Origin of the sequence: Chryseobacterium sp. 7 (genome assembly GCF_003663845.1) — a bacterium.
Classification (GTDB): domain Bacteria; phylum Bacteroidota; class Bacteroidia; order Flavobacteriales; family Weeksellaceae; genus Chryseobacterium.
In genome coordinates this window covers 4,443,011-4,466,500 of record NZ_RCCA01000001.1, presented here as the reverse complement: position 1 = coordinate 4,466,500, position 23,490 = coordinate 4,443,011, and the positions used below count along the sequence as shown (strand labels likewise).

Annotated in this window: 23 protein-coding genes; 18 read left to right on the top strand and 5 right to left on the bottom strand. The window is 35.8% G+C overall.

The window, feature by feature from the left end:
* Position 1: 1 nt before the first annotated feature.
* From CLU97_RS20450 to CLU97_RS20425, 6 genes are read left to right on the top strand one after another with little or no spacing between them, the layout of a single operon-like run.
* Complete coding sequence (locus CLU97_RS20450) at positions 2-520, top strand: hypothetical protein (RefSeq protein WP_147436527.1); 519 nt, start codon at positions 2-4, stop codon at positions 518-520.
* Positions 492-1,289, top strand: coding sequence for a tetratricopeptide repeat protein (locus tag CLU97_RS20445; protein WP_121489557.1), 798 nt, complete (start codon positions 492-494; stop codon positions 1,287-1,289). The genes CLU97_RS20450 and CLU97_RS20445 overlap by 29 nt, the downstream gene beginning before the upstream one ends.
* A 36-nt stretch (positions 1,290-1,325) precedes the next feature.
* The gene (locus CLU97_RS20440; protein WP_121489556.1) at positions 1,326-2,615 is read left to right on the top strand and encodes a sigma-54 interaction domain-containing protein; all 1,290 of its coding nucleotides are present in this window, start codon (positions 1,326-1,328) and stop codon (positions 2,613-2,615) included.
* A 7-nt stretch (positions 2,616-2,622) separates the two neighbouring features.
* Positions 2,623-3,327, top strand: a complete 705-nt coding sequence (locus CLU97_RS20435; protein WP_147436526.1) for a hypothetical protein — start codon at positions 2,623-2,625, stop codon at positions 3,325-3,327.
* Positions 3,317-3,868: an LptE family protein gene (locus tag CLU97_RS20430; protein ID WP_121489803.1), complete on the top strand. Its 552-nt coding sequence runs from the start codon at positions 3,317-3,319 to the stop codon at positions 3,866-3,868. The genes CLU97_RS20435 and CLU97_RS20430 overlap by 11 nt, the downstream gene beginning before the upstream one ends.
* 1 nt (position 3,869) lies before the next feature.
* On the top strand, positions 3,870-5,846 hold the full coding sequence (locus CLU97_RS20425; RefSeq protein ID WP_121489554.1) for a hypothetical protein: 1,977 nt from the start codon (positions 3,870-3,872) through the stop codon (positions 5,844-5,846).
* A 39-nt stretch (positions 5,847-5,885) separates the two neighbouring features.
* Here the strand turns inward: CLU97_RS20425 and CLU97_RS20420 are convergent, their stop codons facing one another.
* The 4 genes from CLU97_RS20420 to CLU97_RS20405 all read right to left on the bottom strand — a co-directional run bounded on the left by CLU97_RS20420 (position 5,886) and on the right by CLU97_RS20405 (position 8,564).
* Complete coding sequence (locus CLU97_RS20420; RefSeq protein WP_121489553.1) at positions 5,886-6,494, bottom strand: DUF4126 domain-containing protein; 609 nt, start codon at positions 6,492-6,494, stop codon at positions 5,886-5,888.
* Positions 6,495-6,751: 257 nt separating this feature from the next.
* A complete protein-coding gene (gene rnpA, locus CLU97_RS20415) occupies positions 6,752-7,123 on the bottom strand; it encodes a ribonuclease P protein component (RefSeq protein ID WP_121489552.1) in 372 nt (123 codons plus the stop codon).
* Positions 7,124-7,222: 99 nt separating this feature from the next.
* A complete protein-coding gene (locus CLU97_RS20410) occupies positions 7,223-7,948 on the bottom strand; it encodes a ThiF family adenylyltransferase (RefSeq protein ID WP_105703917.1) in 726 nt (241 codons plus the stop codon).
* A complete protein-coding gene (locus CLU97_RS20405; RefSeq protein ID WP_121489551.1) occupies positions 7,941-8,564 on the bottom strand; it encodes a TatD family hydrolase in 624 nt (207 codons plus the stop codon). The genes CLU97_RS20410 and CLU97_RS20405 overlap by 8 nt, the downstream gene beginning before the upstream one ends.
* A 96-nt stretch (positions 8,565-8,660) precedes the next feature.
* On the opposite strand from CLU97_RS20405, the gene CLU97_RS20400 reads away from it, so the two are divergent.
* The 4 genes from CLU97_RS20400 to coaBC all read left to right on the top strand — a co-directional run bounded on the left by CLU97_RS20400 (position 8,661) and on the right by coaBC (position 12,081).
* Positions 8,661-9,290, top strand: a complete 630-nt coding sequence (locus CLU97_RS20400; protein ID WP_053327537.1) for a TetR/AcrR family transcriptional regulator — start codon at positions 8,661-8,663, stop codon at positions 9,288-9,290.
* 103 nt (positions 9,291-9,393) lie between these two features.
* The gene (locus CLU97_RS20395) at positions 9,394-10,389 is read left to right on the top strand and encodes an outer membrane protein assembly factor BamD (RefSeq protein WP_121489550.1); all 996 of its coding nucleotides are present in this window, start codon (positions 9,394-9,396) and stop codon (positions 10,387-10,389) included.
* A gap of 42 nt (positions 10,390-10,431) precedes the next feature.
* Positions 10,432-10,755 carry a DNA-directed RNA polymerase subunit omega gene (locus CLU97_RS20390; protein WP_034681463.1) on the top strand — a complete coding sequence of 108 codons (324 nt, stop codon included), beginning with the start codon at positions 10,432-10,434 and terminating at the stop codon, positions 10,753-10,755.
* 123 nt (positions 10,756-10,878) lie between these two features.
* Positions 10,879-12,081: a bifunctional phosphopantothenoylcysteine decarboxylase/phosphopantothenate--cysteine ligase CoaBC gene (gene coaBC / locus CLU97_RS20385; RefSeq protein WP_121489549.1), complete on the top strand. Its 1,203-nt coding sequence runs from the start codon at positions 10,879-10,881 to the stop codon at positions 12,079-12,081.
* A gap of 96 nt (positions 12,082-12,177) precedes the next feature.
* Here coaBC and CLU97_RS20380 read toward each other — a convergent pair whose 3' ends face one another.
* The gene (locus tag CLU97_RS20380; protein ID WP_121489548.1) at positions 12,178-14,946 is read right to left on the bottom strand and encodes a T9SS type A sorting domain-containing protein; all 2,769 of its coding nucleotides are present in this window, start codon (positions 14,944-14,946) and stop codon (positions 12,178-12,180) included.
* 257 nt (positions 14,947-15,203) lie between these two features.
* Between CLU97_RS20380 and CLU97_RS20375 the strand changes: the two genes are divergently transcribed.
* The 8 genes from CLU97_RS20375 (at position 15,204) to CLU97_RS20340 (ending at position 23,444) form a co-directional block, all read left to right on the top strand.
* Positions 15,204-16,109, top strand: a complete 906-nt coding sequence (locus CLU97_RS20375) for a DUF4835 family protein (RefSeq protein ID WP_121489547.1) — start codon at positions 15,204-15,206, stop codon at positions 16,107-16,109.
* A 116-nt stretch (positions 16,110-16,225) separates the two neighbouring features.
* On the top strand, positions 16,226-17,875 hold the full coding sequence (locus CLU97_RS20370) for a DNA repair protein RecN (RefSeq protein WP_121489546.1): 1,650 nt from the start codon (positions 16,226-16,228) through the stop codon (positions 17,873-17,875).
* Between the two features lie 75 nt (positions 17,876-17,950).
* Positions 17,951-19,417, top strand: coding sequence for a DUF5687 family protein (locus CLU97_RS20365; protein ID WP_121489545.1), 1,467 nt, complete (start codon positions 17,951-17,953; stop codon positions 19,415-19,417).
* 3 nt (positions 19,418-19,420) lie between these two features.
* Positions 19,421-20,137 carry an ABC transporter ATP-binding protein gene (locus CLU97_RS20360; RefSeq protein ID WP_121489544.1) on the top strand — a complete coding sequence of 239 codons (717 nt, stop codon included), beginning with the start codon at positions 19,421-19,423 and terminating at the stop codon, positions 20,135-20,137.
* Positions 20,138-20,157: 20 nt separating this feature from the next.
* A complete protein-coding gene (locus tag CLU97_RS20355; RefSeq protein ID WP_121489543.1) occupies positions 20,158-21,096 on the top strand; it encodes a Dyp-type peroxidase in 939 nt (312 codons plus the stop codon).
* Positions 21,097-21,212: 116 nt separating this feature from the next.
* The gene (locus CLU97_RS20350) at positions 21,213-21,779 is read left to right on the top strand and encodes an RNA polymerase sigma factor (RefSeq protein WP_121489542.1); all 567 of its coding nucleotides are present in this window, start codon (positions 21,213-21,215) and stop codon (positions 21,777-21,779) included.
* Positions 21,760-22,371: a hypothetical protein gene (locus CLU97_RS20345; RefSeq protein WP_121489541.1), complete on the top strand. Its 612-nt coding sequence runs from the start codon at positions 21,760-21,762 to the stop codon at positions 22,369-22,371. Before CLU97_RS20350 ends, CLU97_RS20345 begins: the two co-directional genes overlap by 20 nt.
* Positions 22,372-22,400: 29 nt before the next feature.
* Positions 22,401-23,444 (top strand): porin family protein, encoded by a 1,044-nt coding sequence (locus tag CLU97_RS20340; protein WP_121489540.1) that lies wholly within the window; start codon positions 22,401-22,403, stop codon positions 23,442-23,444.
* Positions 23,445-23,490 lie beyond the last annotated feature (46 nt).

The window sequence follows — 23,490 nt, the reverse complement described above, 5'->3', positions numbered from 1 at the left end:
AGTGATTAAAGCGGTTTATCTTTTTGCAATGCTTTCATTTGCTCTGGTATCCTGTCAGACAGAAAAGAATGTAAAAAAATACCCTGCCACAGTAGGAGATATCGAATTTGATAAAACACTGGATGATGCTGATTTTAAAAGATGTGGCTCAAAACAATGGGGACATTTCAGCTTTCAGTATTATCAGGGTGCAAAGGAATTTAGCTACAAAGGCGAAAAGATTGCGATCACTGAAAAACTTAAAAAAGAAAATATATATTCTGAAAAGAAGATCAACGGTTATATTACCGTAAGATTTTTAGTAAATTGTGAAGGAAAGACAGGCCTCTTCAGATTACAGCATATGAGCCCGGATCTGAAAGATACTGTACTGGGTGAAGAATTAGAAAATAAGATACTGAAGTTTACAAAATCACTCGATGGCTGGATGCCGAAAGAGATAAAAGGTTTACAAGTAGATTACTACCAGTATTTAACCTATAAAATTGAAAATGGAAAAGTTTCAGAGGTATTACCTTAGCTTTTTGTTACTTATCGTTTACACCAATACTATTGCACAGGTTAACTGTAATGCAGTAGAGGGTGAGAACTGCAAAAAAGCGTGTGAGTTATACAACTGGGCTTCAGATTTACAAGGCTATGCAGAATCTCAGGAAGGCTTTGATAAAGCCATTGAACTATGTCCTGATTTCTCCCATGCGTATATGGAAAAAGCCGTTCCATATCTTAAAAACGGAGATTTTGTAACCTGGAAAATTTTAATTGATAAAGCAGTTGCTTTAAATCCCCAAATGCATCTTGGCTACAGAGGCTGGACGAAGTTTCAGTTTTTAAGAGACTATAAAGGGGCTATTCAGGATTTAGAAAGTTTAAAAAAATATGAGCCCGGAGACTTAGGAAGGTCTCAGAACGGGGACTATAATCTGGACGTAGTAAGAGCTATGTCCTACAGCGCTTTAGGACAGAAAGAAAAAGCCGCTGGGATTATAGAAAGCCTTCTGAATACCAGAGGTTATGTGAAGGGAATGTTTGATCATTACCAGCTTGGGGTGACCTATTTCGAGCTGGGAAGATATGACAAAGCCCTGGAAAATTTTGAAAAACAAAGCAAAGAGTACAATTTTGCTGAGAATATATACTTTAAAAGTAAAGTTTCTAAGATCAGAAACAAAGATTATTTAGATTTAAAAATGTTAGCCCTGCAAACGTATGATGAAGGAAAGACCATGAAAGATGTCTACACTCATCACTTCAACAAAGTCTACAGAAAAGAGATTGAAGCACTGTAGAAGAGTAACATTAAATCAATAATCAAAAATTTACTTATGAGCAACGAGTTACAAAACATAAAAAACCGTTTCGGAATTATCGGAAACTTTCCGGCACTCAACCGGGCCCTGGAAAAATCTATTCAGGTAGCACCTACAGATATTTCGGTATTGGTGATAGGAGAGAGTGGGGTAGGAAAAGAATTTATTCCGAAAATCATCCATTCAGAATCCAAAAGAAAACACCAGCCATACATCGTAGTAAACTGTGGAGCTATTCCGGAAGGAACCATAGATTCTGAGTTATTCGGACACGAAAAAGGAGCCTTTACAGGAGCTACAGCAACAAGAAAAGGATATTTTGAAGTAGCTGACGGTGGAACTATATTTTTGGATGAGGTGGGAGAACTGCCACTACAGACGCAGGTTCGTCTTTTAAGGGTGCTGGAAAGCGGTGAATTCATGAAAGTGGGTTCTTCGCAGGTACAGAAAACCAACGTGAGAATTGTAGCCGCTACAAACGTTAATATGATGAAGGCCATCCATGACGGAAGGTTCCGTGAGGATTTATATTATCGTCTGAATACCGTTCAGATAGATATGCCGCCTTTGAGAGAAAGAAAAGGAGACATCCATTTGCTGTTCAGAAAGTTTGCCATAGACTTCGCAGAAAAGTACAGAATGCCTGAGCTTGAGCTTGAGCAGAGTGCAGTTCATTACATAGAAAGTTATTCTTTCCCGGGTAACATCCGCCAATTAAGAAACCTGGTAGAGCAGATGACCGTGGTGGAAAGAAACAGAAATATCACTGCAGAGAAACTTGCCGAGTATATTCCTATGGAAACTCACCTGCCAATGGTTGTCAATAACCAAAGTGCTCCTAAGCAGAACGATTTCGGAAGCGAAAGAGAGATCATGTATAAAATTCTGTTCGATATGAGGAATGATATTAATGATTTAAAATCGTTAACTTCGGAATTGATTAAAAACAGGGGAACAGCAGATCTGAGCAACCATGAGAAAAACCTGATCAACAGGATTTATACCCCTGAAGCTCAGCCGCAGGTAAATACTGGATCTTTAGTCTATTTTGAAAATAATAACGATGCACCCGTAGTGCAGACACCTACCATTATCTCCACTCCTGATGACAGTTATGAAGATATTGAAGACATCGAAGTGGAAGAAAACAGACCGGAATCACTTTCTCTTCAGAATAACGAAAAAGATTTGATTATCAAAGCGTTGGAGAAACATAAAGGACGCAGGAACAGAGCTGCAGATGAACTGGGAATCTCACAAAGAACTTTATACAGAAAAATAAAACAATATAACCTGGAAGATTAACACAAGAATGAAAGTAAATTTAACGCCTAAACCGATTAATTTTAAGCTCGGAGAATACATTAATAAAGGTTTCGAACTTTTAAAGAAAGATTTCGGGAATATATTTATAGCATGTTTAGTATGCTTAATCATGTCTATTATTCCGTTTTGTGGAGTGCTTGCAATGGGTAATTTGTTCAAATACCTTCAAAGACTGAACAGAAACCAGCCGGCAAGTCCGGGAGATATCTTTGATTTTAAAGACTTCATGCCTTATTTTATGTTGCAGTTAATTATTTTTGGAGGGGTTATATTACTTTATATTCCAATGATTATTATTATGACAGTATCAGGTGCCATGTCTGAAGGTAATCAGCCTAACCCAATGATGATGTTTTTAATATTTCCTTACATTTTTCTGATGTTCATTGCGATCTATTACTTCGTATTGAAAGGTTTTTATATCATTCCTTTAATTAGCCTTAAAGGAATTACAGAAATAAAAGATGCCTGGAATATTTCAAAAATAATGAGCAAAGGAAATCTATTGTCAATTTTCCTTTTCTCTTTAGTAGTGAGTATCTTGGCTCAGATTGGTATTGTGGCTTGCGGAATAGGACTTTTCCTTACAATACCATTTTTATATACCGCAAAATATTTTGCTTATGAAGATGCTATGCAGCAAATTGAGTATGATGAAATTACTGAAATTGGAATTAAAAATGAATTTTAAAATTAAAAATATCAGTTTGAAACAGTCAATACTTACAGTAATGCTTTTTGCATTGCTGGGTGTTTTGAACTCATGTTACAGTTTTACAGGATCATCCCTTACAGATGAAAAAACTGTTCAGATCAATGAATTTCCGAATAATGCCCCGCTTGTAAATCCTGCATTATCCCAACAGTTTTCTACAGCAATACAAAATAGATTCCTCCAGAGAACAACTTTGAAAGGAACAAAAGAAAATCCTGATATCCTGATAGAAGGAGAAATTACAGATTATTCCATTACTCCTACTACCATCAGCTCCAACACACAACCAACCCCTTCTGGAGGAGTGATTCAACAGGGGCAGAATAAACTTACGATTACAGTGAAAGTACATTATGAAAATAAAATTCATCCGGATGCAAGTTTTGACAGAACATACTCTGATGAAGCAGCTTTCAACAGTGATGTATCACTAAGTCAGATCGAAGACCAGCAGGTAAAGCTGGTAACAGATAGAATTATTAACAAGATATTTAACGACATTGTAGCGAATTGGTAAGATGAATCCCAGAGTTTTAGAATTAATAAAAAATCCAAAGAAGATTCAGTCAGAAGACCTTGGTCTTTTGAAGGAAGAGATTCACGCATTTCCTTATATTCAAAATATCAGGGCACTCCATCTGTATGGGGTACACCTGTATGAAAAAGAAAACTATCAGAAAGAGCTTTCTACTACGGCTGCATATACTACAGATAAGAAGATTTTATATCAGCTGATCAATGGAAAGATCCTACAGGAAATCAAATCCGAAACTGTAGAAGAGAAGAAACCTTCCCAATCGGTTGATAAACCTGCTCCATATGTGCCAAAAAGTAAATCTTTTCCCATTAAGAGAGAAGATGAAGGTTCTTCGGAAAAACAGCAGGGAGAAGAGCCGGAAAATGCATGTGCATTACCCCCTTCCCATGAAATTAAACATATTTATGTAAATGGTGAGCGAAACAGAATTTTATTCGAAGGAGAAGAAAACTTCCTGGATGAGCAAAATTCTGAAACCATAGATCTAGAATCTACTCTGGAATCCGGTACTTTGGTCACCCAAAAGCCCGAACCTGCAGCAGAACAGCCTGTTCTGGAATCGCAGGAGGAAGTGCAAACTGAAATAGAAGAGAAAGCAGGAGAAAACTTTACGCCGGAAACCATCATTGATGAGGATCAGCTTTCATCAGAAGAAGAAAAGATAGATGACGAGGAAAATATCAGTTTCCATGAAGAAGTTCCTGTATTACCGGAAGAAAATATTGAAAAAACAATAGCTGAAGAGCCTGTAAATACTGAAGTAAAAGCAGAAGCATCTGAAGAAGAACTGCCTGCAGAAGAATTATCAGATGCGGAAGTAAGCTTCCATGGTACAGACTCATTTATGCCGGATGTGAAAATCCAGGCCAATAACGAAGAAATTTCCGAAACAGCTGAAGTATCTCAATCCAATGTCAATAAACATGAGGATGAGATGAGAAGGCTGATTGAAGAAGTGGAGAAAAAAATGAAAGAAGCAAAACCCGCTTCTCAGGAAGAAAAGCCAGAGCCTGAAGTTGTTGAAGACCATGAAATTAGCTTTGCGGAAACCCAAAACTTTCATTTCTGGTCTACAAGTGAAGATAAACCGGAAGAAATCAAAGAAGAACCGGTACAGAAAGAAGTTGTTGAAGATAAATTGCCTGTAGAAGAAGTTAAGGCTGAAGTTGTTGAGAAACAAGAAGAACAAGAGCAAGAAGAAGCTCCTGAAGTTCAGTCTGCATGGAAACCTATGAGTGTGGAATCCAATATGCCGGATTCTTTAATCAGTAAATCAACAGAAGTTTCGGCTCCTGAAATAAAAGCTCCGGCCGCAGAAGTCATTCCGGAACCGGAAATTCTAATTGAAGAATCAAAACCGGAGGAAACGGTTGAAGCTGTTAAGGAAAAAGTTTTACCTTCAGAAAAAATAGAAGATGTTGAATCATCTGAAGAAGAAAAAACAACTGCAGAAGTGGTAAAAGAAGATGCTCCTGTGATGAATGTATCTTTCTTCGGAACCGATATTTCTACCCTTAAGGTAGAAGAAAACCAGCAGGAAAGCAAAGAAGAAGCTGTAGAAAATGTAAAGGAGGTTAGCATGAAGAATACAACTCAGGCAATAGCAGACAGTAATGTTCCCGGTTTTATCAATACCTGGCAGAGCTGGCTTAAGATAGGCAGAACGGAAGAAGTTGTAAAGGAAAAAATAGAAATTAAAGAAAAAGCTATTGAGGCCTTTATCGAGAATAATCCTAGAATCAGCCAGTTAAAAGAAGAAAGTACTTATGTTGTAAAAGAAAAGAACGACGATATCTCGCATTTGATGACAGAGACATTGGCGAATCTTTATTTTGAACAGAAATTATATACAAAGGCCATCAAAGCGTTTGAAATATTAATCAAAAAGAGTCCCGGAAAGAAAAAATATTTTGAATCTAAAATTCAGGATATTAAGGACTTCAGAAGTAAAAATTAAAAAGAAAAAGGTACTGCTCTAAACAGTACCTTTTTTTATTTATACATCCTGTGGATTACTTTTACTGCCTCTTAATTTTTTCCAGGCCTTCCGTCCAAAAACAATTACAAGAATTAAAATAATTACAGCAAAGATTGCTGCAATCACCGGAGCTGCCATTGCAAGAACAGACATAATGCCAGCACCTGCTGTTTCCGTTGTTCCTACCACAGAATTTCCTAATCCACCGGTTGTAGCTGTAGAAGCAGCCCGTATTCCTGCAAATCCGGAGCTTATAGTAGCTGCTGTGCCACCGCCAGCAATTAATGCCAATGCCCATTGCGGGAAAGTTCCCAGTTCAGCAAACTGGCTGGCAAATAATATAGAGCCCGCAACCGTTGCCATAGGAATAGAGACCGTATCCAGCAAATGATCAATAAAAGGGATATAATAAGCCAGGATCTCAGCCACGGTGGCAATTCCCGTTGTTATAAGTGTCGGAAGCCCTGCAAGCCACTCAAAATGTTCATTCATGGGAATCCAGTTGAAATAGGAAGCAAGACTTACAACAAACATGGGGAGAAATACCCGGAATCCCGTAGCCGCAGCTAATCCAATGCCGATAAATGCACTGATGACATAAGAAAAATAGGGAATGTTGTCTAACATATTAATTTTCAGATTTAATGTTTTCCCTAAATTACAAAAACTATATGATATTTGGAGTGATGTTGATTTCTGATTTTGGTTGCGTGATTCGGGATTCGTGTTTCGAGCTTTGCTACTCGTGATTTACTGTTGAGTAAAAAATATTTTATATATACTTATCTGTGAAAATCTGTGCGAACTGTGAGAAATAAAAAAATCTGCAAGAAAATGTCTCACAGATCTTTAATATTGTACTATTATTCTATTAGAAAAGACGATTACTTTTTTTGCGCTTCACAAAGCTTGATAAACTGTGCTTCCACATCCTGGAATTTGGAAGGCATCTCAGGAGAAACCCAAAATAGCATCGCCATTGTTTTCTCTCCAAAAGCTTGTTTAAATACATCCTTATTCAGGCGGTAACATTCTCTCAATAACCTTTTAATACGATTTCTGTGTACAGCTCTTTTAAAATATCTTTTAGAAACAGAAACTCCCAGTTTTACCGAATCTACAGGAAGATGGGGCTTGTCTTTCAGAATAATGATTCTCAGATTTCCACTGGTTCTCCATTTGCCTTTCTCAAAAAGCAAACTGATTTCCGTGTTTTTTTTGAGCTTTTCCGCTCTGGGATATTTGGAATTTGTCATTTACGGAGTGTAAATATATTTTTTATTTTTCTTCTGCAAATTTCATAAAATAATACGCAAAAATTACGTTCAGATCTGTGAAATGTACAGAAGAATATTTTAATCCTGATTTAATAAATAATTAATCACTTCCGAAGCCGTATACAACCCAAAGATAGCGGGCATATAGCTTATTGTTCCGTAAAAAGATCTTTTATAATTAGTTCCGTCAGTCATTTTCAAACTTTCTTCATCCTGAATATCATTGGCAAAAACACAACGGACTCCTTTGTCAATTTTTACTTTTTTCAGCCTTTTTCTTACCTGTCTTGCAAGATGGCAATGCTCAGTTTTGCTGATGTCTCTTACCATTACCTTGCTTGGATCAGTTTTTCCGCCAGCTCCCATTGAACTTACGATTTTTATCCTTCTTCTTTTGGCTGCGATAATCAGACAAAGTTTTGGAGTAACGCTGTCAATACAGTCCAACACATAATCAAATTTTGCAGAATCCAGAACTTCATCCATTCTTTCAGGATTTAGAAATTCATTAATTTTGGTTAAATTAAGATCAGGATTAATATCTAAAAGTCTTTCGGCAACAACTTCTACCTTATGCTTTCCCACAGTAGAACGCAAAGCAGGTAACTGTCTGTTGATATTGGTAATATCCACAGTGTCACCATCTACAATCGTCATATTTCCTACTCCGGCTCTGGCCAGAAATTCAGCAGCAAAAGAACCTACTCCGCCTAAACCAACCACCAGAACAGTGGCTTTGTTCAATTTTTCCAAACCTTCTTCTTTTACCAGAAGTTCCGTTCTTTCCAACCAGTATTTATCCATTTTTTATTGTCTCTAAATTTTCTAAAATTTGTTCGTTCAGCTGTTCCAAAGAAATACCTTTTATTTCCGAAACTTTCTCATACAATTCTTCGATGTTAAAATCATCATTGTCCGTTTCTAAAAAGAATTTATCTAATGGAGTGTTTTTTAAAATATTCTGCAAAGATAAATTATACAAAACAGCTTTTCCAAAACTCAGATAAAAATTATGAGCCAGTAGATCTTCTGCAATCTGTCTTTTTTTGTTGAAACCATGAATAATCATGGGCTGTTCGGATCTTTTTCTGAAAGAAATAACTTCGTGAAATTTTCTTACGCAATGGATAATGACAGGTTTTTTTACTTCATTGGCTACCAGAATTTGTCTTAAAAAAACATCTTCCTGAGTTTTCTGATCTACAGAAACCAAAGAATCCAGGCCGCATTCTCCAATAGCAAAACAGTTTTGAAATATCATGCTCCTCATCCAGGAAAACTGCTGTTCAAGGTTGTTTACGTCAATATCGTGTGGATGAATTCCGATAGAATAAGGGAAATCAGGCGGAATTTCTTTCGCAAGGTTATAAATTCCGTTTCTGATATATTTTTTATGATGGTGAAAATCAAAAAATTCCATATTCAAAAATAGCATTTTTCAGATTTAATTTAAAATTATTAAACGATCGTTTATAAATGTGTTAAAAATTTCTTAACTTTACTCAAAGTGCACTTCATGAAAAAAAAATTTACAGAAAAACAGATTCATATACTGGATATTGCAGAAGAGCTCATCGCCAAAAAAGGGTATGAGGGAACGTCTGTAAGAGATATTTGTTCCAAAGCCAATATCAATGTCGCTATGATCTCTTATTACTTCGGTTCTAAAGAGAAAATGATGTCTTATCTCTATCAGTACAGGGTGCTGAAGACCAGAGAAAATTTTTCAGAATTTGCAGATACCATCAAAGAAGGGAAGCCGGAAATGCAGATGCGTGAAATGATTAAATATATCGTTTCCCAGCTCTTCAAGTACAATTATTTCCATGGTTTCGTTACCCAGGAACTTCGCCATACAGAAAACCTGAAAGATGAGCTGCTTGATTTCTACCAGTTATTCGTAAAAAAGCTGGACGAGGTCATCAAAAAGGGAGTCGCTTCCGGAGTATTTACCTTTACTCCAAAGCCTGAAGATATTCTTACTATGATTATCGGATCCACTTTATTTGTGATCAGGAATAAAAACTTCTATGAGCTCTATGTTCCGAGCAAGAATGAAGAAACTTATGCCAAAGAAGCAGAGAAAAAGGTGAGAATGAATCTTTTATTAAGTGTTTTTGCTATTTTGGGATACGCAGCAGACTAAAATTACGTTAAATATTCATAAAAAAAAATCTATTGACAAAAAAGTTATATTTTTGCAAATTAGTAAATCGGCTGTATAATCCGAAAACTGTTGAATTTTTTATATGAAAAAATATATTTTAGGTCTTTTTGCTGTAGCGGTAATTTCATCTTGTGTAAGCCAACAGGAAAGAGCAATGAGGAGTGCTGATAAAGAGTTTATCTTAAAAGCAGCTAATGAAAATTTCGCTAAGAAAAAGTGGAAAAATGCATTGGCTCTTTATGACAGACTGGCGAATCTTGTGGCAGGAACTGATGATTTTCCTAATGTAGGTTTCAATACTGCTTATGCTAACTATTATGACAAGAGTTATAAGTTGGCAGGTCACCAGTTTAAAAACTTTGCCGTAAGTTTTCCAAAAGATCCAAGAGCTGAAGAAGCGGCATATATGTCTGCATTATGCTACTATGAAGGATCTATGGACTATAACTTAGATCAGTCCAGTACAGAATTGGCCATTAATGAGCTTCAGGAATTCCTGAACAATTATCCCAACTCTGAAAGGTCTAAAAATATCAGTCAATTGATTGATGAGCTTTCTTATAAGCTGGAATTTAAAGCTTATGAAAATGGAAAGCAATACTACCAAATGGGTGAGTATAAAGCAGCAAATGTAGCTTTGGAAAACGTTTTGGAAGATTTTCCAAGTACAAAACTTCGTTCAAAGATTTATGACTATATCATGAAGTCCCGTTATGAACTGGCAACGAAGTCTGTATATAGTCTTAAAGATGAGCGTATTGAAAGTGCATTAACATATACAAAGCTGGTAGAAAAAGAACTTCCAAATACGGAATATGCTAAAACAGCAGCAGATCTGAGAGCCAAACTGGAAAAGGAAAAAGAAAACTTTGTTGTCGTTAAAAAACAAACAGAAGCAAGAATGGCTGCTTTAACTGCAAGACAGAAAAAAGAAGCTGATAAACTTGTCGCTAAAGATAAAACCGAGCAGCAAATTAAAGATCAGATCACCAATGAAAAGAAAGCAATGCAGTTACAGAGGGATAGTGCAGCACTTAAGACCCCTCCTCCGGCAGCGACTTTCAAAATTCAAAGATAATTCGTAAATTTGTCATCTTAAAATAAAAATAATTTTCTCAAAATGAGTGTAAAAGATACAAAAGCAGAAGTCAATACTATTACTTACGACAAAGATAAGATTGAAGATAAAGTAGGTTCAATCTATGAAGCTATTGTTATCATGGGAAAGAGAGCAGAGCAGATCAATGCGGAGATCCGTACGGAACTTCACAACAAATTGGATGAATTTGCCGTTCACAATTCTACATTAGAAGAGGTTTTCGAAAACAGAGAACAAATTGAGATCTCTAAACATTACGAAAAGCTTCCAAAACCCACTTCAATTGCTATTGAAGAGTGGTTAAACGAAGATGTTTATTTCAGAAAAACAGAAGAAAGAAAATAAATCTTCTGTGTTTTTATAGATGAAGGTCATAAAGGAAATTTTTTCTTTTATGACCTTTGTTGTTTGAAAGCCTGATGGTGTGGTAAAAAATAAGTATTTTAGTATTTCAAAAATTAGGACTAAATGAATGTTTCCGGTAAAAAGATACTTATCGCTGTCTCTGGAGGAATTGCAGCCTACAAAATTCACTTTCTGATAAGAGATTTTGTGAAAAAAGGGGCAGAAGTACAGGTTATTATGACGCCTGATGCAGAACATTTTGTAACAAAGCTAAGTCTGTCTACACTATCTAAAAAGCCAGTATATTCAGAATTTTACAGCAATAACGGAACATGGAACAGCCATGTGGAAATGGCACTTTGGGCAGATGTTATGATTGTAGCACCATGCACAGCCAATACTCTTTCTAAAATGGTTCACGGGATGTGTGATAATCTGGTTATTGCTACTTATATGTCTGCAAAATGCCCAATATTCATTGCTCCTGCAATGGATCTTGATATGTATGTACATCCTTCTACAAAGAAAAATCTGGAACTTGCTGAAAGCTTTGGTCATATCATTATTCCTGCTGAAAACGGAGAACTTGCGAGCGGACTGATCGGGCAGGGAAGAATGGCAGAACCGGCAACTATTTTTAATACCGTTGAAAATTATTTTGCAAGCAGCAATCTATCTAAAAGTCTTGAAGGCAAAACCGTTTTAATTACCGCAGGACCTACTTATGAAGCTCTTGATCCCGTAAGGTTCATTGGAAATCACTCTTCAGGAAAAATGGGGTTTTCCCTGGCAGAAGAGGCTTCCAAGAGAGGAGCAAAAGTGATTCTTATTTCCGGACCAAGTGTTCAAACCATCAATGATCCAAATGTACAGCTTCATAAAGTGACTTCGGCCAAAGAAATGCTGGCAAAAGTTTTTGAGTTTTATGATAAAATAGACATCGGTATTGCCAGTGCAGCAGTGGCAGACTATGCTCCCAAAGAAGTTGCGAAGGAGAAAATCAAAAAAAATGATGAAAATCTTACGATCGAGCTGGTAAAAAATCCGGATATCCTTAAAACCATGGGAGAAAAGAAAACGCATCAGTTTTTGGTAGGATTTGCTTTGGAAACCCAGAATGAAGAGGAAAATGCAAAAGGAAAGCTGGAAAAGAAAAACCTGGATATGATTGTATTAAACTCTCTTCGTGATGAAGGAGCAGGTTTTAAAAATGATACCAACAAAATTAAAATATTTACCAAGACGGAAAAGAAAGAATTCAATCTGAAATCTAAAGACGATGTAGCGAAGGATATTCTTAATTTCGTTGAATCTCAAATGAATTAGTCATTATAGATTTACTATAAATATTAACGATAAGATAAGATTCGGGCGGTTTAACTTTGTTAAACCGCCCGAATTCTTTATATAGCATACTAAAAATTATCTCTTTATCAATTTAGTGGTATGTTTTCTCAAATTGGTCACTATATCTAAGATGTAGATGCCGGAAGGGATATTCTGAACATTGATAAGTGATGTATTGTGAGCTGAAATTTGTCTGCCATTTACATCGTATATCATCACTTTTATAATCTTTTCCTGATTGCTTAATTTAATATTGACCTCAGTACTTGCAGGGTTTGGATATATTATTATTTTATCATTGCCTGCAATATTTTCCTCGTGAGTGTTTAAAGTACTTATCTGGCCCGTAGTGAAAAGCTCTTCACCATAAGTATTATACAGATCGGCGCTAAAATACATTTTAGAATTATAGGTAAACAGGGTTCTTATCCAAAGATAATTGGGTTGCTGCAATACCTGATTGTTGGCTGCAAAGCTCAGTTCCTGGTAACCATTGGAACTTCCATCTGTTTTGAAAACCTTTTGTAAAGAAGATATGCCATATAATTCATTATTGATGCAATTGAAGTTTGAATATCCCTGAGTTCCTGTTGCCACAAGAATAGAACCTGTAGCTGTTCCATCCGTTCTGAATAGTTTTTGTCGGTGATAATCAACAAAATAATCGTAGTTTCCACATTTTTTCATGACATATGCTCCTTCAGAATTAATCTGTGTAACCAGCTGAGTGTTTTGTAGTGCTCCGTCTGTAACATTCAAGGCTGTAATAAATCCGTTATTTGTGGCGGAAAAGAAATATAGTTTATTGTTTTTTACAAATGATTTCCCGTCTATATAAGAATAGGAGTCCTTTACAAGATTTACCTGATTGGTCGTATCGTCAATATAATACAGTGTCGTATTATTACCGAAATTTTGGCTGTCGGAAAAGAATACTTTATGATTAACCGGGCTTAAAAAGTTGTTGAGGGCATATATATTGTATAAATCTGTAATTTTGACGGTACCCGCTGCTGTTCCATCTGATTTCCAGATTTCTGATGTGGTATTATTGAGCATTTTAAAATAGATGCCGGAATCGGTTTTCGCAAAATCAATATCGACATTGTTGATAGAGGAGGGGAAATTGCTGACAGTTTTTTCTACTAATAAAGTAAAATTTGCCGTATTGTTATCCAGGCTCCACATCCTCATATAATTATCCGATAAATTAAACGTTTTGACAAGAATTTTATCATTGTTTAAAGAATACGTGCCATAGATTTTTTCATTTAACGGAGGCGTTATCTGTTGTATAGCATTTGTGTTAGTATTGGTTTGTACTAATTTATTACTGTGAAAATAAATATAATTTCCGGAAACCGCTACAGGATTATAGTCTGCATAGTTATCAGGAAAAGGTTCACGCAAATCATCACTCAGCTTGATCAAGTTGTTATTGGAATCTACCTTATAAACCTGATAATAATACCCATCGCGAGCCAGAAAATAAACTTCTCCGTTTAATTCCGTATAAAAACGAGGAGCACCGTGGCCGGAATAGATCAAATCTTTTTCAACTTTTGAAATGTGACTGGAAGGATCATAGGAAAATAATTCAGTGTTTTTATAAGTAGTATAATAATCTACATAAGAATCAACATATCCGGAAAGCACCAATTTATTCTGATATTCAATAAACTTATTGTCACCGTTAAATTTAATATTGGATTGTGATAGGTTGCTTCCATCATAGAAGTATACTTTTGAAGCAGTATTGTTATATTCTTTTAATGCTAAATAGTTTCCATTATTACTGGGAGAAATCGTTTGAAGAATAGCTCCGGAAGGATTACCTAAAGTATTGACCTGATCGATCTGGTCAACAAAATAGATGCCCGTATCGGTATCAATGTAAGTGTTATTTTTAAAATAAGTAAGTTTATTAATGTTGGGAATATTGTTATATATTACGGTGGTTCCTGATGCTGTACCATCCGTTTTCCATAAATCTCCATTTACTTTGAAAAGCAGATTGTCATAATTTTTAAAATCAAAATCATAAAGCGTAGCATTGGGGCTCAGAGAAGAAAAATTTTCAGTATTGATATCAGTACCATCCGTACTCCATAATCCTACATTAAAATTACTGTCTCTGGCAGCAAATACAATTTTATTATTAAAACTATACAGCTTCTCACTAAACGTAATGGAAGAATAAGGACCAGGAATAATATCTTTCACAATTGTGGTTCCGGCTAATGTTCCGTCTGTTTTCCATAATTCTCTGCCAAATATACTGTTGGTTCCGAAGAAAAATACATATCCGTTATTTTCCTGTAAAGAAGTTCCTACATTATAGATATTGCTTACCTGAAATGTTCCGGCTGCAGTGCCATCACTGATGTAAAGATTTTGTTGGAAAATAAAATATAACTTTCCATTTAAAACTTTAGCAACAATAGTGTTTGAGGATGGATAATACGTATTAAAATCTTTAACTTTTGAAGTCGAATTTGTAGCCAGATCTGTAGACCATAGTTGAAGATTAGAATTATCAGACGCAAAATAACAAACTTTATTACCTATCTGGTAGAATTCATTTTTGAGCATACTGTCTGTAAAGCTTCCATTGATATTCTGAACTATTTCGGCAGTTTGTGTTTGTAAATTATACTTATGTGGTTCAATTCCGGAACCGGTATTGGCTGCAAATATCAGATTATTCCCTACCTGTAATAACCCGCTGGGTTCAGAGCCTGGGAAAAAGTTGGTTTCTTTTAAGGTCGCATTTATAGGCGTTTGAGCCCTTATTGCCAATATACCAATTAAAAAAAAGGATAAAGTGGGTATTAGTTTTTTCATGCAGCGAAACTGAGGAAAAAATATGAAATTGAGAAATATATTAATGAAAATTTCAGAAAAATTAATATTCCTACAAAACTACTTAAGGTCTATTGATAATGAATTTTATGCTGTCTTTAAACATAACAATTGCTGTTTTCATCTCCGGTTTGTTTTTAATTGATACTTATTTATTTGAGTTTGTACTAATTCCTGTGATTTGTAGCGGATACTAAGAATAATTTTAATAAATTTCCGTTCTCAATTTTTAGTAGACAATGAAAAGAATTATAAGCTTATTTTTTCTGCTTTTTATATATACCCAAAGTTTTTCTCAGGAGCTGTTGGCAACAGTTCAGGTAAATGCCCAGCAGCTTGGCGGGAGTAACCAGCAGGCATATAAGTCATTAGAAAAGAGTCTTAGGGACTTTATCAACAATACCAGTTGGACGGGGAAAAAACTTCAGAACTTTGAAAAAATAAAATGTGGTTTTTCCGTTGTTATTTCAGAAAGAGATGGCAATAAATTTAAAGGATCTATTGTTGTTCAGGCAATGCGTCCTGTTTATAATACAACGTATGAATCCCCTTTACTGAATCTTCAGGATCAGAGATTTGCTTTTGAATATGTTGAAAATGAAAGTCTTATATTCAATGAAAGACAGTTTTCAGGCAAAAATTTAACAGATGTAGTCAGCTTTTACATTTATGTTATTTTAGGATTGGATGGAGACAGCTTTCAGTCTATGGGCGGTTCACAATGGTTTGCAAAAGCACAGCAGATTGCACAAAACTCCCAAAACAGAAACTACGAAGGCTGGAATACCATCAATGAGCCAAGAAGCCGTTCTATTTTGATTAACGAGATCATGAACCCCAACTGGAACCAGTTACGTTCTACCATTTATACTTACCACAGAGCAGGATTGGATAATCTTTTCAACCAGGATCAGACTGCAGGGAAAAAAGTAATTTTTGATGCCCTGATGCAATTGAAAATGTACGAAAACAGTTTTCAGCAGGCATTTTTCTTTAACCTGTTTATGGATACCAAAAGTGATGAGATCTTCAATATTTTCAATTCCGGAAATAACGGAGGTTTGATCCTTAATGATCTTAAACAGACAATGATCATTCTTTCGCCGAAAAATATTGATAATAAGTGGAATAAATGGAAAGTATAAAAATCCGTGAATGAGTCTGAATATTAAAAAGTATTCAAAAAACATTTTCTTACTTCAATTAAAAAAAACTTATTTTTACAGTTCAAATTCAAATTGGATCATAACCCAGATTATCAATGCTTTCGAGAATTTACATTAAAAACTTTGCCCTGATTGATACCCTTGAAGTATCACTGAAAAATGGTTTACAGGTGATTACCGGTGAAACAGGAGCAGGTAAATCTATTATCTTGGGTGCTCTTCGTCTTATTTTAGGGGAAAGAGCTGATGTAAAATCTATTGCCAAAACGGAAGAGAAAAGTGTAGTGGAAACCGAGTTTTCACTTAATAATCAATTTAAAAAATTCTTTATCGAAAATGATCTGGACTATGAGCATCAGACCATTATCAGAAGAGAAATCCTTCCATCAGGAAAATCCCGTGCCTTCATCAATGATGTTCCGGTAACGCTGGATATTCTTAAGGAGCTTTCCTCACAATTAATTGATATTCATTCCCAATTTGAAACATCCAATCTTTTTACCTCAGAATACCAGTTTAAAATCATAGACGGGCTTTCTGAAAATAAAAAGATCATTGAAGAGTATCAGCATGAGTTTTCTGATTTTCAGAATCTTAAATTGCTATTGAAAAAACTCAAAACTCAGCTTTCAGAATCAAATAAAGAAAGCGATTACAAAGAATTTCTGCTTAACGAACTGGAAGAGCTTAAGCTGGATGATGTAGATTATGAAGATGTACAGAATCAGCTTTCCATTCAGGAAAATGCAGGAATGATTTCTGAAAATGTAGGGCAGATCTTATCCAGATTCCATCAGGAAGAAATAGGAATTTTGTCTTTCTTTCATGAAGCCACCAACAAGCTTTCAAAAATTTCTGAGGTATCCACTAGTTTCGCAGAGCTTGATGAAAGGCTTGAAACCTCTTTTGTAGAACTTAAAGACATCATTTCCGAGCTGGAACATGAAGCAGAAAGAGTTGAAATTAATCCGGAAAATCTGGTCTATCTTACCGATCTTAATAATAAAATTAACGCCTTATTCCTTAAGCATAACGTTTCAGATCTTAATGAACTGATTGAGATCAGAAATCAGCTGGCAGGAGATCAGAAAGGAGCTTCTGACTTAGAAGGACAGATTGAAGAAACAGAAGAAAATATTTCTCAAAAAGAAAAAACACTTCAGAGCCTTGCCGGAAAGCTTTCCAAAAACAGGCACAAAAACATTTCTGTTTTCATTAAAAAAGCAGAAAGTCTTCTTAAAAAACTGGGGCTGGAAAAAGCAAAAGTAGATATCGAATTGCAGGATGCTGAAGAATTCAATCAGTTTGGAAAAGAAAATATTCAGTTGTTGTTTCAGGCGAATTCCGGTTTTCCTTTGAAGCCGATCCAGACTGCTATTTCGGGAGGTGAAAGATCTAGAGTAATGCTTGCTGTAAAGAAAATTATTGCAGAAAGTGATGAACTCCCAACTCTTATTCTGGATGAAATTGATACCGGAGTTTCAGGAAAAGTAGCCGAAGAGATCGGTAATCTGATGAGAGAAATGTCGGAAGACATGCAGCTGATTGTTATCTCCCACCTTGCACAGGTAGCTGCCAAAGGAAATGACAATTACAAAGTAGTGAAGCAGGATATTGCCGGAAGAACACAATCTACCATTATTCCTTTAAACAATGAAGAAAAGCTAAACGAAATTGCCCAGCTGCTTTCCGGAAGCAAAATTACTGAAGCGGCTTTAGCACAGGCAAAAGAGCTTATCGGATAATTACTTAAATACATTTTTCCTTAAAAACTTGTAACATATTTTACATTATATTTACTAATGTATAAAAACTAAAATATGTTTCTAAAGTTCCTTAGGCTTGAAATCAAAAGCTTTTTTCGTGGTACATCTTTAGGGATTAATCTCACCATGAAAATCCTCAGGTTTATTGGGATTCTTTATTTCATTGGATGTCTCGTAGGCGGAGCTTTTATTGCTTTTTTCTACGTACAGGAAGAAATGCATCAGAATCCTTTAAAGATGGTTTCAAAATTCATGATTGTGGCCTGGATTATAGATCTGGTGATTAAATATCTATGGCAGGATGTTCCTACACAGAATATTAAGCCATTTCTTACTATGAATATCCGGAAGAATACATTGGTTAATTATATGCTGGGCAAAACCTTTCTTTCTGCATTCAGCTGGCTGAGTTCCTTATTTTTTATTACATTTTCACTGATTGCCTTATTCAATGGTTATAGCGTTGCAGGAATATTGGTATGGCTTATTGGAGTCATTGCATTATTGTATCTGAATAATTTCATCAATATTTTCTTCAACGGAAAAGAGACTTTAGCCATTATCATAGGAATCTTTTTTGTAATCATAGGAAGTTTAGGATATTATAAGATTATTCCGGTTCTGTCTTATTCAGAGTCAGTTTTCTTCAGCTTCTATGAAAAACCCTACTTTGCGTTGATTCCTGTTGCCCTGTTTGTGGTATTATGGTGGATTTGCTTCCGTTATCTGCGTAAAGAATTTTACCTGGATCAAGGTCTTGAAGCGAAGAAAACTATCGGAAAAACAGAAAATATTGCCTTCCTGAATAAATACGGTGTCGTTGGAACATTCATCAATAACGATGTTAAGCTGCTGAGGCGTAATAAAGTGACCAAAGGTATTTTGCTTGGCAGTTTTATGTTTCTTTTCTATGGACTGCTGATGTTTACTTCTTCAATTTACAAAACTCCGGCAATGATGATGTTTATGGGATTATTTGTAACAGGAGGTTTTCAGTTTCTTTTTGGCCAAAGAGTACCGGCGTTTGACAGCTCCTATTATCCTCTAATGATGACTCTGAATGTTCCCTACAAAGAATATTTAAAAGCAAAATGGTGGCTGATGAACATCGTAACCGGTGTGTCCATCATTGCAGCGCTTTGCTATATGTATTTTGGCTGGGAGGTTTATATCACGTTTTTTGCAGCGGGGTTGTACAATATTGGGGTGAATTCTCAATTTACCTTGTGGTCAGGAGCCTTCAACAAAACCCAGATTGATCTGAATTCAAAAGAGAAAAGACTGGGACAGAAAGGAAGCTTTAATATGATCGCAATGCTTCTATTAATTCCAAAAATGCTTCTTCCAATGGGCGTATTTGCTTTGGCAAAATATTTCACAGGAATTACCGGAGGAGTGATAAGTATTGCTATTATTGGGATTATCGGGTTTTTTATGAGAGAAAAGATCTTCGATATCATTGTGAAACACTATAAAAAAGAAAAATACAGCACACTGGATGCCTTTAAAAATAAAGATTAAGCCATGATCAACATACAAAATTTATCCAAAACATACGGAACAGCAATCGTTCTTAATATTGAACATCTTGAAATTCCAAACGGAGAAACATTCGGGCTTGTTGGGAACAACGGAGCCGGAAAAACAACTCTTTTCAGCCTGATGCTGGATTTGATTCAGGCCACTACAGGATCTGTAAGCATAGACGGAATTAAAGTCAATGAATCTGAAGCCTGGAAAAACAAGGTTTCTGCTTTTGTTGACGATACTTTTCTCATTGGCTATCTCACTCCGGAAGAATATTTTTACTTTATCGGAGAGTTGAGAGGTCAGAATAAAGCTTCTGTAGACGAATTCCTGAAACCTTTTCATGATCTTTTTAACGGAGAGATCCTAAAATCAGGAAAGTATATCCGCGATCTTTCGAAAGGAAATCAGAAAAAAGTAGGAATTGTAGGTGCCATCATCGGAAACCCTGAGATTATTATTTTGGATGAACCTTTTGCCAATCTGGATCCGTCTACACAGATTAAACTCAAAAACTTAATCAAAGAATTGTCAAAGCAGGATGGTGTTACCTTTCTGATATCCAGTCATGATCTTTCCCACACCACAGAAGTCTGTAACAGAATTGTGGTGGTAAATAAAGGTCTTTTGGTAAAAGACATCCAAACCAATCCGGAAACATTGAAAGAATTGGAGCAATATTTTGCAGATCAGGTTTCAATTTCAGATATTTAATACGTTAAAATAAAACGTAAATGAATACGATAGAATCGCAGAATGTAACAGACTATCCGAACAGCAATACCATTTTCATGGTTTGGAAACTTCATGACAGCCCGCAGCTAAAAGATGTTTTTCAAAAATTGTGTGCCCTGGTATTAAATCTTAATAACTCAGCTTTTAACCGTTTTCCGGACAGCAGAGTAAGCTGTGTAATGGGAATAGGTGCTGAAGCATGGAAAAAGCTGGAACTTCCTACACCTGCTCCAAAGGAATTAGTCACTTTTCAAGAGATAAAAGGAGTGAAGCATACTGCTGTATCTACGCCGGGAGATCTTCATTTTCACTTAAGAGCAGACAATAAAAGCCTTATTTTTGATATGGGAATGGAAATATCCAATCTCTTAAATACTGTTGCCGAAAGTATTCTGGAGATTCACGGATTTAAATATTGGGACGCACGTTCTATTCTCGGGTTTGTAGACGGAACGGAAAATCCTCATGGTGAAGACCGCGATTATTTTGCTAAAATTGGTGATGAAGATCTTCAGTACAAAGGCGGAAGTTACCTTTTTGTTCAGAAATACCTTCACAATATGGCTGCTTGGAGAAGCCTTTCCACAGAAGATCAGGAAAAAGTCATTGGAAGATCTAAGGAAAATGATATTGAAATGTCTGATGATGTAAAACCTTCAAACTCTCATATCGCATTAGCCAACATCGAAGGTGAGAATGGAGAGGAATTGAAAATCGTAAGAGATAATATGCCCTTTGGAAGCCCTTCTTCTAATGAATTTGGAACTTATTTTATTGCTTATGCAAGTACATTTACGACGACAAATAAGATGTTGACTAATATGTTTATAGGTGATCCGCCGGGAAATTATGACAGAATTTTAGATTTCAGTACAGCGGTTACAGGAACGCTTTTCTTTGTTCCTACCAGAAATATGCTTGATGAATTCTCAGGATAAATGCAAGGCTGCCTAGAATGAGACAGCCTTCTTATTTTATTAAATAATAGAACTTTTTTTTAAATGTTGTAACCTTTTGTTGTTTTGATTGTCTTTAGTATAGAAACAGTATAAGCATGAAACTTTTGTTCGGAAATAAAAAGAATGATTTGTTGAGCCTCCTGAAGAAACAGGATCCGGCTGCACAGAAACTTTTCTATGAACAGAATGTCAAGAGATTCCTGAGTGTAAGCAAAAGCTATGTAAGTGATTTGTACCAGGCGGAAGATTGTCTCATTAAAGCATTTTGTAAGATTTTTAAGCACATAGAAAGCTTCAGGGGAGAGTCTAATCTGGATAGCTGGGCGAGAAGAATTGTGGTGAATGAGTGCCTGAACTTTATTAAAAGTCATAAAACAGTTTTCTATCTGGACGAGATTAACCAATCTTTTCACGAAGATATCCATGAGCTTGAAATAGATTGTGATTTTAATGCGCAGGAGCTTTTGGATCAGCTTCCGGATGCGTACAGAATGGTTTTTAACCTGTATGTGCTGGAAGGATATTCTCATCAGGAGATTGCTGATACTTTGCAGATTTCAGTAGCTGTCAGCAAGACGCAGCTGTTCAGAGCAAAAGAAAAATTAAGAAAGATCTACTTTCAACAACAAAAAAAGATGAAAAATGAAAACGTTTACAGATAATATTGAACAGCAGATCAAAAAGCAGATTGAGGAAAGAGAGATTGCTCCATCCCGTGATCTGTGGTCTGAAATTGAACTTCATAACAGCAATAATACTCGCCTCAAATCAAAAGTAAACTGGTTTTTGGTAGCAGCAAGTTTAATGGCATTATTCAGTTTGGGAAGTGTTCTGTACTTTCTTAACCAACCTTCGGAAGCTCAACCGAAAATGGTAAAACAAACAGGAAAAAAAGCTACAGAAGAAGAAATTGTAAAAGATCCAGTACAGAATACAGTTCCGCTGGCAGTTGATAATATTGATAAAAAGGAAGTAAGGAAAACACTTTCCCAGAACAAAGAAGAAGTAATTTCCCCTGTAGCGATAGGTCAGAATAAACTGATTCCCAAAGAAACTCTTCCTCTGAAAAAACTGGATCTTCCACAGCTTTCTAATCCTAAGCTGATGGCAAAAGCCGATTCTTTAAAAATTCCGGTCAAAAAGAAGAAATATGTAGATCCTTCCACACTGCTTTTCTCAGTAGAACATAAAGATGTGATTGAAAAAACAAAGGATGGAAGCAACGTGGCTACTATTGATTTGAATGCCAGATAATTTACCCGAAAAAAATAAAAATTAATAATATGATCAAGAAATTAATCGTAATGGGATTGCTATGCTCTGTTTCAGCGTCATTCCATGCACAGAAAAAGGGACTGAATATTAATCTGTCTTCTAAGAAAGACACCGAAGTAAGCCCGATTGTAAAAGAGAAAGTAGAAGAATATGCCACGAAGATCAATACCATCATCCAGGAAGAAAAAAAGCTGATGGAAGAGGAACTGGTGGTTTTGCAGGCCAGAAACCTTGATAAAGCGGATTTTGACAGAGAAAAAGCTCAGATTGCAGACCGTTATTCTGAGAAAATGGACAAAAGAATTGAGGAACTTGGATTTGACCTGGATGATGTTATTCAGAAGCAGGTAAGATATTCCCTTTTGAACACAGATGTTACTTCCAAAGAAGAACTTAAAGAAAAATTATTGAAAAAATTCCGTCCCAGCAGAAGCTTTACAGGGTATTTCTCTTACGGAATTATGACCTTGACAAACAGTGCTCCAGATAATGAGCTGGATAAAAACATAGGATATGCCAACAACCTGGAATTTGGTCTGAAACTGAACTACCAGCTTAGCAGAACAAGTCCATGGGCCATTACTTCAGGATTAGGATTCTCATGGAGAACCGTAAGAGCAGATAACAATATGATGTTTATAAGAAATGCCAACCAGGGAGTTGCTCTGGCTCAATACAGCGAAAATCTGGAGAAAAGCAAGTTGAGAACAGGATATATTATGGTTCCTCTTGGGGTGCAGTATAACTTTTCCAGGCTTAAAAATGCCGGAATGGATATTCAGTACAGAAGCTATTACACAGGATTTAAAATTGGAGCGAATGTATATGGAGGCGTAAAAATGTCTACCAACAATATTGTAAAAGGAATTGATGGCGAAACCAGAGACCGCGGAAATTATCAGGTGAATCCTTTTGTGTATGGAGCACAGCTTACTTTTTCATACAACAGTTTCAGTGTCTTTGTGAAGAAGGATTTCAGTAATTTCTTTAAAGACAGTTATTTCAAAGATGATAAAGCACTGATATTCGGCTTGGCCATCGGATTAGATTAAATTGAATATATTTTGATTGCAAAACGAAAAACTCCGGGAAAAGCTC